The organism is Buttiauxella agrestis (assembly GCF_900446255.1).
GTDB lineage: Bacteria > Pseudomonadota > Gammaproteobacteria > Enterobacterales > Enterobacteriaceae > Buttiauxella > Buttiauxella agrestis.
Map to the genome: position 1 here is coordinate 646,985 of NZ_UIGI01000001.1, position 13,710 is coordinate 660,694.

At 50.7% G+C, this 13,710-nt stretch carries 13 protein-coding genes, 1 pseudogene and 1 other annotated feature; of the genes and pseudogenes, 11 read left to right on the forward strand and 3 right to left on the reverse strand.

Annotation, left to right across the window (positions count from 1 at the left end; all coding sequences use genetic code 11):
* Nucleotides 1–123 precede the first annotated feature (123 nt).
* Both sltY and trpR read left to right on the forward strand, forming a co-directional pair.
* Complete coding sequence (gene sltY / locus DY231_RS03205; protein ID WP_115627250.1) at nucleotides 124–2,058, forward strand: murein transglycosylase; 1,935 nt, start codon at nucleotides 124–126, stop codon at nucleotides 2,056–2,058.
* A gap of 54 nt (nucleotides 2,059–2,112) precedes the next feature.
* Nucleotides 2,113–2,442: a trp operon repressor gene (trpR, locus tag DY231_RS03210; protein WP_115627251.1), complete on the forward strand. Its 330-nt coding sequence runs from the start codon at nucleotides 2,113–2,115 to the stop codon at nucleotides 2,440–2,442.
* Here trpR and yjjX read toward each other — a convergent pair.
* On the reverse strand, nucleotides 2,439–2,954 hold the full coding sequence (yjjX, locus tag DY231_RS03215; protein ID WP_115631753.1) for an inosine/xanthosine triphosphatase: 516 nt from the start codon (nucleotides 2,952–2,954) through the stop codon (nucleotides 2,439–2,441). The genes trpR and yjjX overlap by 4 nt on opposite strands.
* A gap of 51 nt (nucleotides 2,955–3,005) precedes the next feature.
* On the opposite strand from yjjX, the gene gpmB reads away from it, so the two are divergent.
* Nucleotides 3,006–3,653 (forward strand): 2,3-diphosphoglycerate-dependent phosphoglycerate mutase GpmB, encoded by a 648-nt coding sequence (gpmB, locus tag DY231_RS03220; RefSeq protein ID WP_115627252.1) that lies wholly within the window; start codon nucleotides 3,006–3,008, stop codon nucleotides 3,651–3,653.
* Here the strand turns inward: gpmB and robA are convergent, their stop codons facing one another.
* A complete protein-coding gene (robA, locus tag DY231_RS03225) occupies nucleotides 3,654–4,523 on the reverse strand; it encodes an MDR efflux pump AcrAB transcriptional activator RobA (protein WP_034498607.1) in 870 nt (289 codons plus the stop codon).
* A 207-nt stretch (nucleotides 4,524–4,730) separates the two neighbouring features.
* On the opposite strand from robA, the gene creA reads away from it, so the two are divergent.
* The 4 genes from creA to creD all read left to right on the forward strand — a co-directional run bounded on the left by creA (nucleotide 4,731) and on the right by creD (nucleotide 8,784).
* On the forward strand, nucleotides 4,731–5,201 hold the full coding sequence (creA, locus tag DY231_RS03230) for a protein CreA (protein WP_034498604.1): 471 nt from the start codon (nucleotides 4,731–4,733) through the stop codon (nucleotides 5,199–5,201).
* Between the two features lie 13 nt (nucleotides 5,202–5,214).
* Complete coding sequence (gene creB, locus DY231_RS03235) at nucleotides 5,215–5,910, forward strand: two-component system response regulator CreB (RefSeq protein ID WP_115627253.1); 696 nt, start codon at nucleotides 5,215–5,217, stop codon at nucleotides 5,908–5,910.
* A complete protein-coding gene (gene creC, locus DY231_RS03240; protein ID WP_115627254.1) occupies nucleotides 5,910–7,337 on the forward strand; it encodes a two-component system sensor histidine kinase CreC in 1,428 nt (475 codons plus the stop codon). The genes creB and creC overlap by 1 nt, the downstream gene beginning before the upstream one ends.
* Before the next feature lie 88 nt (nucleotides 7,338–7,425).
* Nucleotides 7,426–8,784 (forward strand): cell envelope integrity protein CreD, encoded by a 1,359-nt coding sequence (gene creD / locus DY231_RS03245; RefSeq protein WP_115627255.1) that lies wholly within the window; start codon nucleotides 7,426–7,428, stop codon nucleotides 8,782–8,784.
* Nucleotides 8,785–8,852: 68 nt separating this feature from the next.
* Here the strand turns inward: creD and arcA are convergent, their stop codons facing one another.
* Nucleotides 8,853–9,569: a two-component system response regulator ArcA gene (gene arcA, locus DY231_RS03250; RefSeq protein ID WP_034459438.1), complete on the reverse strand. Its 717-nt coding sequence runs from the start codon at nucleotides 9,567–9,569 to the stop codon at nucleotides 8,853–8,855.
* A gap of 96 nt (nucleotides 9,570–9,665) precedes the next feature.
* Between arcA and yjjY the strand changes: the two are divergent.
* From yjjY to thrA, 4 genes and pseudogenes are all read left to right on the forward strand, one after another.
* Nucleotides 9,666–9,808: pseudogene (yjjY, locus tag DY231_RS03255) on the forward strand (YjjY family protein).
* A gap of 402 nt (nucleotides 9,809–10,210) precedes the next feature.
* Nucleotides 10,211–10,912, forward strand: coding sequence for a tRNA/rRNA methyltransferase (locus tag DY231_RS03260; RefSeq protein WP_115627256.1), 702 nt, complete (start codon nucleotides 10,211–10,213; stop codon nucleotides 10,910–10,912).
* Nucleotides 10,913–11,096: 184 nt separating this feature from the next.
* On the forward strand, nucleotides 11,097–11,165 hold the full coding sequence (thrL, locus tag DY231_RS03265; RefSeq protein ID WP_115631754.1) for a thr operon leader peptide: 69 nt from the start codon (nucleotides 11,097–11,099) through the stop codon (nucleotides 11,163–11,165).
* Nucleotides 11,104–11,221: a sequence feature (Thr leader region), on the forward strand. (Overlaps the previous gene by 62 nt.)
* Nucleotides 11,222–11,247: 26 nt before the next feature.
* Nucleotides 11,248–13,710 carry a bifunctional aspartate kinase/homoserine dehydrogenase I gene (gene thrA / locus DY231_RS03270; RefSeq protein WP_115627257.1) on the forward strand — a complete coding sequence of 821 codons (2,463 nt, stop codon included), beginning with the start codon at nucleotides 11,248–11,250 and terminating at the stop codon, nucleotides 13,708–13,710.

Genomic DNA, 13,710 nt, shown 5'->3' on the forward strand with positions numbered 1-13,710 from the left:
AACAGCCTTAACGCTTTTAAAGACAAAATAACACCCTCTGGCGTGGCGAAACTGCAATACCAGGGTTAGCATGAAGTAATTAATGGCGGCATGATGCTGCCCGTGAACATGTGAGGAGAACTTGTGGGGAAAGCCAAACAAGTCGTAGGGCAATTGCTGGTGGCGATGGTAACTCTTGCGGCAATAACTCATGCAGTTCGTGCGGATTCTCTGGACGAGCAGCGCAGCCGCTACGCGCAAATCAAACAAGCATGGGATAGCAAGCAAATGGATGTGGTGGCGCGAATCATGCCCACTTTGCAAGATTATCCGCTGTATCCCTATCTCGAATATCGCCAGATTACTGACGACTTAATGAATGAGCCAACGCTCGTCGTCAGCCAATTTATTGCAGCCAACCCAACACTTCCGCCAGCGCGGGTGCTGAAGTCACGTTTTGTGAATGAACTGGCGCGCCGTGAAGACTGGCGTGGCTTGCTGGCATTTAGCCCTGATCAACCCGGCACAACTGAAGCCAAATGTAATTATTACTACGCGAAATTTAACACCGGGCAGGCAGATGCTGCATGGGCGGGTGCTAAAGATTTATGGCTGACAGGTAAAAACCAGCCGTCGAGCTGTGATCGTTTATTCTCGGCGTGGCGTTCGTCCGGCACCCTGGATCCGCTGGCGTACCTGGAACGTATTCGCCTGGCGATGAAAGAAGGCAATACTTCGCTGGTTAATAACCTGGCGAGCCAAATGCCAGCCGAATACCAGACCATTTCCAGCGCGCTGATTAGCCTGCAAAACAATCCCAATTCCGTGCTGACATTTGCCCAAACCGTGGGGGCAACCGACTTCACCCGTCAGGCCGCAGCCGTGGCGTTTGCCCGCGTGGCGCGTGATGACGTCGAAAATGCGCGCTTGTTGGTTCCGGCATTAATTCAAGCTCAGCAACTTAACGATTCTCAGGCTCAGGAGCTAAGAGACACTGTGGCCTGGCGTTTGATGGGCAACGATATCACTGCCGAACAGGCCGCCTGGCGTGATGATGCGATTATGCGTTCAGAGTCCACAAGCTTAGTTGAACGACGCGTGCGTATGGCGCTGGGAACGGGCGATCGAAATGGTCTGAATACCTGGCTTGCGCGTTTGCCAATGGAAGCCAAAGAGAAAGATGAATGGCGCTACTGGCAGGCGGATCTGCTGATGGAGCGTGGCCGCGATACGGAAGCCAAAGATATCCTTCATTCCTTAATGCAGCAACGGGGTTTCTACCCGATGGTGGCAGCGCAGCGTTTAGGAGAAGAGTATCCGTTACGCGTCGATAAAGCGGTTGCGGTAAACCCGGCGTTGGTGCAAGGGCCTGAAATGGCGCGTGTGCGCGAACTGATGTACTGGAATCTCGATAATACTGCGCGTAGCGAATGGGCAAACTTGATAAGCAGTCGTAGCAAACCGGAGCAGGAAGGGTTAGCCCGTTACGCTTTTGAGCAAAACTGGTGGGATCTTAGCGTACAGGCAACGATCGCCGGAAAACTTTGGGATCATCTCGAAGAGCGCTTCCCGCTGGCGTACAAAGATATTTTCTCTCGCTACGTGAGCGGAAAAGATATCTCGCAAAGCTACGCGATGGCGATTGCGCGTCAGGAAAGTGCCTGGAACCCTAAAGTAAGATCGCCTGTTGGCGCGAGTGGTTTAATGCAAATCATGCCGGGTACTGCGACGCACACCGTGAAGATGTTTAATATTCCAGGTTACACCAGCACGAATCAGCTACTGGACCCGGAGACCAACATCAACATCGGCACCAGTTACTTGCAGTATGTTTCCCAGCAATTTGAGAATAACCGGATTTTCTCATCCGCGGCGTATAACGCAGGTCCTGGACGTGTCAGAACCTGGCTGGGTAACAGCGCCGGGCGTATCGACGCAGTGGCCTTCGTTGAAAGTATTCCTTTCTCCGAAACTCGCGGATATGTGAAAAACGTGCTGGCTTACGATGCCTACTACAGCTATTTCATGGGCAAATCGAAGCCGCTGCTCACCGATGGAGAGTGGCAACGCCGTTATTGATTTTGTGGGGTCTATGATATGCTGCGTACTAGTTGAATAGTATGGTGGCATATCATGACTCAGCATTCTCAATATTCGGCAGAGCACGCCGAGCAAAGTAATCAAGAGTGGCTCCGCTTTGTGGAGCTGCTACAGCAATCGTTCGATAAGCAGCTGCACATGCCGCTGCTTATGCTGTTGCTGACGCCAGACGAACGCACAGCCTTGGGGACGCGCGTCAGAATAATTGAAGAGTTACTGCGTGGTGAGATGAGTCAGCGTGAGCTTAAAAACGAGCTTGGCGCGGGGATTGCGACAATCACGCGTGGTTCCAATAGCCTGAAATCTGCCCCGCCTGCGTTGCGCGCCTGGCTGGAGCAGGAATTATTAGCCGGTAAAAACTAGTGATAAATCGAGTTGTGGAACGGGCTTAATGCCAGAATCACGGCCTGGTGATAAACGCTACTGCGCGTTAGTTTCCCGCCGGTAAAGACACCAATCGCCCCTTCTTTATTACCAATCTTATCAATCCCGGTATAGGCCGACATCACTGGCCCTAACGCTTCGCCTGCCCGGACTTTCTCAAGAATAATGGCGGGCAGCGGAAGGGTTGCCGAACGGGCTTCACCGCGCTGCTTGTGGTTTTCAATAACGACCCAGCTAAACGTACTGTCGTCGTCAATTCCTGCTTCAACCGCCACCCAAAAATCTGCCTCAGGGCGAACCTGGCGAGCATTCATAATTCGGCATCGTGCGCCAGTTCGCGTTTCATGGTTTCCGAATGGCTGTTCGGGCACGCCACTATCGACGGCGACGGGTTCAATATGGCAGCATCCCTCACCATAGATATCGTCGAATGCCTGGAGAATTGCCTGAATTTTGGCAGGATTGGTTGTTGCGCAGACGACATGGTACATAATCATTGAAACTCTCAAGAAATTGTTGCCGCAGTATAACGGAAAAAACGCATGTTACAGGTATACCTTGTTCGCCACGGCGAAACGCAGTGGAATGCGCAACGCCGCATTCAGGGCCAGTCAGACAGTGCGCTGACTGAAAAAGGAGAACGTCAGGCCGAGCAGGTGGCCGAGCGTGTCAAAACGTTGGGCATTACGCATGTGATTGCCAGTGATTTGGGGCGTACACGGCGTACCGCTGAGATCATTGCGATGGCGTGTGGTGTGGATGTCACGCTGGACGCCCGTTTACGCGAGCTGGATATGGGCGTTCTGGAACGTCGTAATCTGGATACGCTAAACGAAGAAGAAGAGGGCTGGCGTCGTCAACTCGTCAATGGCACGGCTGATGGCCGAATTCCTGACGGTGAAAGCATGTTGGAGATGAGCGAACGTATGCACGCAGCTTTAAATGCTTGCCTGGATTTACCTGCGGGGAGTCGTCCGTTGCTGGTGAGTCACGGTATGGCGCTGGGCTGCCTGGTGAGTACGATTCTGGGTTTACCCGCCTGGGCTGAACGTCGCTTACGTTTAAGAAACTGTTCGATTTCTCGGGTGGATCACCAACAAAGTCCGTGGCTGGCTTCTGGCTGGGTGATTGAAACGGCAGGGGACATCTCGCATCTGGACGCCCCTGCGTTGGACGAATTACAGCGTTAATTAACGGCGCACTGGAATCAGATATTCACATCTGATTTGCATTGGTCGGTCCTGAACACGCGCTTCTTCCTGCGGGAAGAAGCGTTCAATATCCTGACCTTTGCGACGCGTCAGGTTCAGCGATGGCATACAGGTGCCGTAAATCGTCAGGATAAATTCCTGCAAACCGGTGCCTGGGCCTTCGTAGTCGAACTGTACGTAGTCGCCACCTTCCAGTCTGACTGGATGGGAATCGGGCAAGAACCCATTCGCCAGTTCTGGCGCGAGAGCCGTGGTATAAAACACTTCCTGCTCGTCATCACGCTCAATGCTTGGGCGCGGCTCATGCAAACCGTAAAGTACACGTGGCAAAGTTGGAGAGTTCCCCAGGAACTGCGTCCAGAACTGAATGCGCATTTCGTTGCGGAAATCAGAGATTTGTTCAAGCGTGCAGCTATAACTTTGCGTGACGCCAACCAGGTGAGTTTCTGGTAGCGTGACAAACTGCGCTTGAGGCAGTGCATACTCATCTAAACGCAACGGCGGACGCATGCCGAAAGCGCTCCAGTCAGGAGAACGACGGTACAATGCAGGCGTTTGAGTAAACTGTTTTTTGAAGGCGCGAGTAAACGTCTGTTGCGAGTCAAAACGATACTGTAAGGCAATATCCAGAATTGGACGCGCGGTCAATCGCAATGCTACGGCGGATTTAGATAAACGACGCGCACGAATATATGCACCAATGGCATGACCCGTTACGTCTTTGAACATCCGTTGTAGATGCCACTTGGAATAGCCTGCTTTTGCCGCCACATTATCCAGTGACAGAGGCTGATCCAGATGGCCTTCTAGCCAGGTTAATAGATCGCGAATGATCCCTGCCTGATCCATATAATATCCTCATCCTGACACGGTGAGTGCCGTTAATGTGGGCGATGATAGCACTTTTTGTTGTTATGACATTCAGAGTTTTTTTTAACAAGTCGTGCCAAAATTAGCTACTCATTCTGATAATTTTATTAATAACGTGATATTTAACGACTTTCTGGTCGAAAAAGTTAATAGTCCCTACATGTAATCTTAACCAACGGTAACAATATGAAATATAAAGTTTTAGTTGTACTGGGTTCATTGATGTTGATTTCATTGGGTGTTCGGGCAGAGCAAATTGGCTCGGTTGACACGGTTTTCAAAATATTTGGCCCTGACCATAAAATCGTCGTTGAGGCGTTTGACGACCCTGATGTTAAAAACGTGACCTGCTATATCAGTCGCGCAAAAACAGGTGGCATTAAAGGTGGTTTAGGTCTTGCCGAAGATACCTCAGATGCGGCAATTTCCTGCCAGCAAGTGGGACCGGTAGAACTGAGCGAGAAAATTAAAGCGGGTAAAACTCAGGGAGATGTGGTGTTCCAGAAACGGACATCGCTGGTCTTTAAAAAGCTGCAAGTAGTTCGTTTTTACGATGCAAAACGTAACACGCTGGCATACCTGGCTTATTCTGACAAAGTCGTCGACGGCTCGCCTAAAAACGCGCTAAGTGCCGTGCCAATTATGCCGTGGAAGTAACCAGGAGCGAATAATGAGTCAGGCCACAATCTGGTTAGTTGAGGATGAAGCCAGTATCGCCGATACGCTTATCTACACGTTGCAACAAGAAGGCTTTGTGGTGTGCGGGTTTGATCGCGGTTTGCCAGTGTTGGATGCGGCGCGTGTTGCGCGTCCGGACCTGGCGATTCTGGATGTCGGCCTGCCAGACATTAATGGTTTTGAGTTATGTCGTCGCTTGTTGGCTGATTATCCAGAATTACCGTTACTGTTTCTGACGGCGCGTAGCGAAGAGGTCGACCGGTTGATTGGCCTCGAAATTGGCGCGGATGACTATATTGCCAAGCCATTCTCCCCGCGGGAAGTGTGTGCGAGGGTGCGAACCGTTTTGCGCCGTTTACACAAGCAGCGGCAAAATACCGGAGCCAGCGTTCAGCGTATTGGATTGTTTGAACTTAACGAAATGGCTGCGCTGATCACCTGGTGCCAGCAACCTTTGCACCTCACTCGCTATGAATTCCTGATGCTAAAGATTTTTTTGCAGTGGCCAGGGCGTGTATTTTCGCGCCAGCAACTCATGGAATTAGTCTGGAGCACGGCGGAAGAAAGTTTTGATCGCACCGTGGATACTCACATCAAAACCCTGCGAGCCAAACTCCGGGCTATTAATCCTGATCTTTCCCCCATCAACACGCACCGTGGCCTGGGTTACAGCCTGGGGGTGAGCTAATGCGCATCGGCATGCGCTTGTTGCTGGGCTATTTTCTGATTGTGGCGATTGCGGCCTGGTTTGTGCTGTCGATTTTTTTACAAGAAGTAAAACCCGGTGTTCGACGAGCAACCGAGGGAACGTTGATTGATACCGCAACGTTACTCGCCGAGTTTGCGCGTGCTGATATGCTGGCTGGAAATGCGCAAAACGGGCAACTTGCGCAAGCATTTTCCCGCCTTAATCAACATAACTTTCAGGCCAATATCGGCGGTATTACCAAATCCCGAAATGAATATCGTGTCTACCTGACGGATGCGAAAGGCATTGTTTTGTTCGATTCCAGCGGCAAAGCAACGGGCCAGGATTACTCGCGCTGGAATGATGTGTGGCTGACCCTACAAGGGAAATATGGCGCGCGCAGTACGCCAGTCAATGCCAATAACCCGGAAAGCACGGTGATGTATGTGGCTGCTCCGGTGCGTGACGGCACAAACATTATTGGTGTACTGAGCGTAGGAAAACCTAATAGCGCGCTGGAACCGGTTATTCGCCGCAGCGAGCGCCGTATTTTGTGGGCGGGCGTTGCATTGCTGGGTATCGCGTTGATGATTGGCTTCGGGGTGGTGTTATGGATTAACCGCTCGATTGGCGCGCTTGTGTGTTACGCCGATTCAGTCACCGAAGAACATCCTTTGCCGTTGCCAAAACCGGGCAGCAGCGAATTGCGCAAACTGGCCTTAGCGCTGGAAAGTATGCGCCTGAAACTCGAAGGGAAAAGTTATATCGAACAGTATGTTCATGCGCTGACGCATGAGCTGAAAAGCCCGCTGGCGGCGATTCGGGGGGCGGCTGAAATTTTGCGTGAAGGCCCGCCGCAGGAAGTGGTGGAGAAATTCTCGGTGAATATTCTGCAGCAAAATCTGCGTATGCAGCAACTGGTGGATAATTTATTACGCCAGGCAAAACTGGAAAGCCGGGCGGAAATCACACCGCAGACGATTCATCTGGTCGCACTATTTTCTGCCTTGTGCGACAGCCGTGAAGTGGTCGCTCATAGCAAACAGATTTCGTTAAGCATCGATGAGAGCACACTGAAAGACACCGTGGTTGAAGGCGACTTCGCGCTGCTGGAACAGGCTATCGGGAATTTGCTGGATAACGCGCTCGATTTCACCCCGCCAGGCGGTGAGGTGACGCTGAGTGTCGAAAATGCTGCTGACAGCGTGGCTATCCTGGTAACGGATACCGGAAGCGGTATTCCGGACTATGCTCGCGATCGTGTTTTTGAGCGTTTCTATTCCTTACCCCGCAGCAACGGGCAAAAGAGCAGCGGCTTAGGGCTGGCTTTTGTGCGCGAAGTGGCGCGTCTGCATCGTGGCACCATTACGCTTGAGAACCGCCCGGAGGGTGGGGCGCAAGCCAGGCTGACCCTCCCGGGAAAATAATTTCACCACTTCACCGTCTCTTCACATAACTTCATTTAGCCCCCACATACGCTCGCTATCCTCGCCACATCAAAATATGGAGGGGATTATGTTGAAATCTGCGTTGTTCTGGAAAGTGATGATTTTACTCGGTTGCATGCTGCTGTTGCTCATTCCGCTGAGTATGCTGAGTTCGTTAATTGATGAGCGCAGCAGTTATCGGGATGATGTTGAGCAGTCGCTGCGTCAGAGTACCAGCGGCCCACAGACCATTACCGGCCCGCTCATTGCCATTCCCATAACTGAACTGACAACCGTTATGGAAGACAATAAAGAGGTTAAAAAAGAGCGCCGCTTCATTCGCTACTATCTGCCGGAAAACTTAAATATAGTGGGAAAGCAGACCGTTGAGCCACGTCATATCGGCATTTACGAGGGGCAAATTTGGCGCACAGCTATCACGATTGATGCCACGTTTAACCGCCAGCAGCTCAATAATGATTTTAGCGGTAACACCCAAATTGGCGCACCGTATGTCGTGCTGGCAGTAGGTGATTCTCGCGGTATCGGTAAAGTTGGCGAGTTGGATATCAACGGCAAATCTTATCCGATTGAACCTGGGAGTCACTTACCCGGCGTTGAACAGGGGCTGCACGCCATTCTCCCTGCTGAGCATCTCCAGGATGAGAAACTCACGCTTCGCTTTAGTCTGGACTTGATGGGCACCAAACAGCTTGCCGTGGTGCCGCTTGGACGCAATAGCCAGTTCAGTTTAACCAGCAACTGGCCGCATCCGAGCTTTATTGGCGATTTCCTGCCGCAACAGCGCACGGTAACGGAAAGCGGATTTACCGCTAATTGGCAGAGCACCTGGTTTGCCAACAACCTGAACACCAGCTTCTATGATGGACAAATTGTGGATGTCGATCGCCTGCCAGCCTTTAGCGTGACGGTGGCAAATCCTGTCGACCAGTATCAACTCACCGATCGCGCTGTAAAGTACGCCATCTTACTGATTGGTCTGACGTTTATGAGTTTCTTCCTGCTGGAGACGCTGACGGGTTTGCGCGTTCACCCGATGCAGTATTTGTTGGTTGGGCTATCGCTGGTGATGTTTTATCTTGTTCTGTTGGCGGTCTCAGAACATATCGGGTTTAACGGCGCGTGGCTGCTGGCGAGTCTGATTTGTGCGGGGATTAATGGGTTCTATTTGAAGGCCATTCTGAACAGCTGGAAAACCAGTTTGATGTTTACGATCGGCTTGCTGACGCTTGATGCAGTGCTCTGGCAGTTGCTTCAGTCTGAGGACAGTGCTTTGTTACTTGGTACGGGAGTCCTTTTTGTGGCGCTATCGGCCATTATGATGCTAACCCGTCACACCGATTGGTACGGCATGAGTAAAAAAGTGCAGACACTGGAAACTGGCGACGCTCAGAAAGACCCTGACCGCTTCCGCCTGTGGAAATAAAGTTTTTCTAAAAGCAAAAGAAAAGGGCGGATTAAATCCGCCCTTTCGTGTTCAAGTTGATTACAGGTTTATTCCTGTAAATCGCCGCAGAAGCGATAACCTTCGCCATGGATGGTGGCGATGATTTCAGGTGTATCTGGAGTCGATTCGAAATGCTTACGAATACGACGAATTGTGACGTCAACGGTACGGTCGTGCGGCTTAAGCTCACGGCCTGTCATTTTCTTCAGCAATTCAGCACGAGACTGAATTTTCCCAGGGTTTTCGCAGAAGTGCAGCATCGCGCGGAATTCGCTACGCGGCAACTTGTACTGCTCGCCATTTGGGCTGACCAGTGAACGGCTGTTGATGTCCAGTTCCCAACCATTGAACTTGTAGCTTTCAACGGAACGACGTTCTTCGCTGATTGCACCCAGGTTCATAGTACGAGACAACAAGTTACGCGCACGAATGGTTAATTCACGTGGGTTGAATGGCTTAGTGATGTAATCATCTGCGCCGATTTCAAGGCCAAGGATTTTATCCACTTCGTTATCGCGGCCGGTCAGGAACATCAATGCCACATTGGCTTGCTCACGCAATTCACGCGCCAGGAGCAGGCCATTTTTACCTGGCAGATTGATATCCATAATGACAAGGTTGATGTCATTATCGGAAAGGATCTGATGCATTTCAGCGCCATCTGTCGCTTCAAAAACATCATAGCCTTCAGCTTCAAAAATGCTCTTTAACGTGTTGCGTGTTACTAATTCGTCTTCGACGATAAGAATATGCGGGGTCTGCATGTTTGCTACCTAAAATTGCCAACTAAATCAAAACAGGAAGTACAAAAGTCCCTGACCTGCCTATTACATGCCATAAATTAACATGTTGGGCGTAACATGACTAAAGTACGTAATTGCGTTCTTGATGCACTTTCCATCAACGTCAACAACATCATTAGCTTGGTCGTGGGCACTTTTCCCTCTGGACCCGACGGTGTCAAAAACGGTTGTTATCCTATACCATTTTAACAGCAACATAACAGGCAGGACCGCTTTAGACATCTGATAAAACTACGCTTCGTTGACATATATCAAATTCAATTGTAGCACGTTAACAGTTTGATGAAATCATCGTAGCGTTTTGCCACCTTTCATCACATTTTTTTAATAATCAATATAGTTACGTGAATTGATTAGTAAACAATGTAAATCAGATTGCCTGTGGTATGGGTTCGGCATTTTTGCTATATAAAACAAACTGATATTGCTTAATATTGCCTTGCGGTGTGCTGGTCAAACCACGAATAAGTATTCAAGGTACTTATGATTCGCATTACATGCATTTTATAGGTGAATGTTGCCTTAATGTAAATTTTTGATGCGTATTATCATTTGTATTTTGTGAATGTCCGAAAACAGACAATTTTTTTAAGAGAGCTTTGATGCGTTTTTTAATTATTTTGGTTGCTCCCGCCAGAGCTGAGAATGTCGGTGCCGCAGCCCGTGCAATGAAGACCATGGGATTTGCTGAACTACGTGTTGTTGATAGCGAAGCGGACCGTCAGCCTGAAGCCCGATGGGTGGCGCATGGTTCCGGCGATGTGCTGGATAACGCGCAGCATTTCGATACGCTCGCGCAAGCGCTGCATGATGTGGATTTCACGATTGCCACTACTGCCCGTAGCCGTGCGAAATTCCATTACTACGCCACGCCGCAGCAACTCGTACCATTGCTTGAAGAAAAGCGGGAATGGGTCGGCACGGCGGCGCTGGTTTTTGGGCGTGAAGATTCGGGGCTGACCAACGAAGAGCTGGAGCTGGCTGATGTCTTAACTGGCGTGCCGATGGTGGCAGATTATCCGTCTCTCAATCTTGGGCAGGCTGTCATGGTGTATTGCTACCAACTCTCCGCGCTGATGCAGCAACCCGCGCCTGAACATGATGTGGTTGACGCAAAACAGTTAGTGGCTTTGCGTGCGCGTATCGCCTCTTTACTTGAGCGTGTTGATGCCAGTGAGGACCAAAAAATGGTCGACTGGTTACAGCAGCGGTTGGGGCTTTTAGCGCAGCGTGATACGGCAATGTTGCACCGTTTGCTCCACGATATTGAAAAAAAGTTACCAGAGAAAAATGCTGGCAACTGAATGGATGGCAGTGGGAATAGGATGTGCTTCCCGCTCTTTTTCAGTGTAATAAACGCATTTTGTGATGGATTATCAGCGTTCGATAGTCATGTCACAGATAGTGGTAAAATTAAAAATAAATTGACTTAGCCTGTCGGATACTTTAGTCAATATAGGTAAATCATATTACGAGCACACAACATCCATGATTCGCATCAGCCTGATGACCACAATTATTACAACCACCATTACCACAGGTAACGGTGCGGGCTGACGCATACCAGGAAAAACGAAAAAAGCCCGCACCTAAACAGTGCGGGCTTTTTTTTGGACTAAAAACTCAAGGGTAATAACAAATGCGAGTGTTGAAATTCGGTGGTACTTCAGTGGCAAATGCGGAGCGTTTTCTCCGTGTTGCCGATATCCTGGAAAGCAATGCCAAACAGGGGCAGGTGGCAACCGTGCTGTCTGCCCCGGCGAAAATTACCAATCACCTCGTTGCCATGATTGAAAAAACCATTGGCGGCCAGGATGCCCTACCGAATATCAGTGACGCAGAACGCATCTTCAGCGAACTTCTTAATGGCCTGGCAGAAGCACAACCCGGTTTTCCTCATGCGCAGCTGAAATCGTTTGTTGACCAGGAGTTTGCTCAGTTAAAGCATGTCCTGCACGGCATCAGCCTGTTGGGGCAATGTCCGGACAGCATCAACGCCGCAATGATTTGCCGTGGAGAAAAACTCTCTATCGCGATCATGGCCGAATTGCTCAAAGCGCGCGGCCACAACGTGACGGTTATCAATCCAGTTGAGAAACTTCTCGCCGTCGGGCATTACCTTGAGTCCACTGTTGATATCGCAGAGTCCGCACGCCGCATCGCCGCCAGCCGCATCCCGGCTGATCATATGATCCTGATGGCGGGCTTTACTGCCGGGAACGACAAAGGTGAGCTGGTGGTGTTAGGACGTAATGGTTCTGACTATTCCGCCGCCGTGCTGGCCGCCTGTTTACGTGCTGATTGCTGTGAAATCTGGACTGACGTTGACGGGGTTTACACTTGCGACCCACGCCAGGTTCCGGATGCCAGGTTATTGAAATCTATGTCGTATCAGGAAGCGATGGAGCTTTCTTACTTCGGCGCTAAAGTTCTGCATCCACGCACGATTTCTCCTATCGCTCAGTTCCAAATCCCTTGTCTGATTAAAAACACCGGAAACCCGCAAGCGCCGGGCACGTTAATTGGCGCGGAGAGCGACGAAGACTCTCTGCCGGTCAAAGGCATCACCAATCTGAACAACATGGCGATGTTTAACGTTTCAGGACCAGGCATGAAAGGCATGGTCGGTATGGCGGCACGTGTGTTTGCGGCAATGTCCGGTGCCGGGATTTCGGTGGTGCTGATTACTCAGTCATCTTCTGAATACAGCATCAGCTATTGCGTGCCGCAGGCGGATTGCGCCCGAGCGCGTCGTGCGATGGAAGATGAGTTTTATCTCGAGCTGAAAGAGGGCCTGCTCGAGCCACTGGCGATCATGGAGCATCTGGCGATTATCTCCGTCGTCGGTGACGGCATGCGCACGCTACGTGGCATTTCCGCCAAGTTCTTCGCCGCTCTTGCACGTGCCAATATCAATATCGTGGCCATTGCACAAGGCTCTTCCGAGCGCTCGATTTCCGTGGTGGTCAGCAATGACGACGCGACAACTGGCGTGCGTGTGACCCATCAGATGCTATTCAATACCGATCAGGTTATCGAAGTGTTCCTGATTGGCGTGGGCGGCGTTGGTGCGGCATTAGTCGAGCAAGTGAAACGCCAGCAGGCGTGGCTCAAGCAAAAACATATCGATTTGCGCGTGTGCGGCATTGCGAACTCGAAAGCGCTGCTGACCAATATTCACGGCCTGAATCTGGACAACTGGCAGGAAGAGCTGGCGCAGGCGAAAGAGCCGTTCAACCTTGGTCGCCTGATTCGCCTGGTGAAAGAGTACCATTTGCTGAACCCGGTCATTGTTGACTGTACTTCCAGCCAGGCGGTGGCCGATCAGTACGCCGATTTCCTGGGTGAAGGTTTCCACGTGGTGACGCCGAACAAAAAGGCGAACACCTCGACCATGAACTACTACCACCAGATGCGTAACGCTGCGGCGAAATCACGCCGTAAATTCCTTTACGACACCAACGTGGGCGCGGGCCTGCCGGTTATCGAAAACCTGCAAAACTTGCTTAACGCAGGTGATGAATTGCAACGTTTCTCCGGCATTCTTTCTGGTTCGCTGTCGTTTATCTTTGGCAAACTCGACGAAGGTATGAGCTTGTCAGAAGCCACCAAAGTGGCGCGAGAAATGGGTTACACCGAACCCGATCCGCGTGACGATCTTTCCGGCATGGACGTCGCGCGTAAGCTGTTAATTCTGGCGCGTGAAACCGGCAGCAACCTTGAGCTATCCGATATTGTTATCGAGCCAGTGTTGCCTGAGTCGTTTGATTCTACAGGTGATGTCGAATCGTTTATGGCGCGTATCCCGCAACTGGATGACGAGTTTTCTGCGCGTGTGGCAAAAGCCCGCGACGAAGGAAAAGTGTTGCGTTATGTTGGCGTGATTGAAGCGGACGGCAGCTGCAACGTTAAAATTGATGCGGTTGATGGTAACGACCCGTTGTATAAAGTTAAAAACGGTGAGAACGCCCTGGCGTTCTATAGCCATTATTATCAGCCGTTACCGCTTGTCTTGCGAGGTTACGGAGCAGGAAATGATGTGACTGCTGCCGGTGTTTTCGCTGACTTATTGCGCACTTTGTCATGGAAGTTAGGAGTTTAA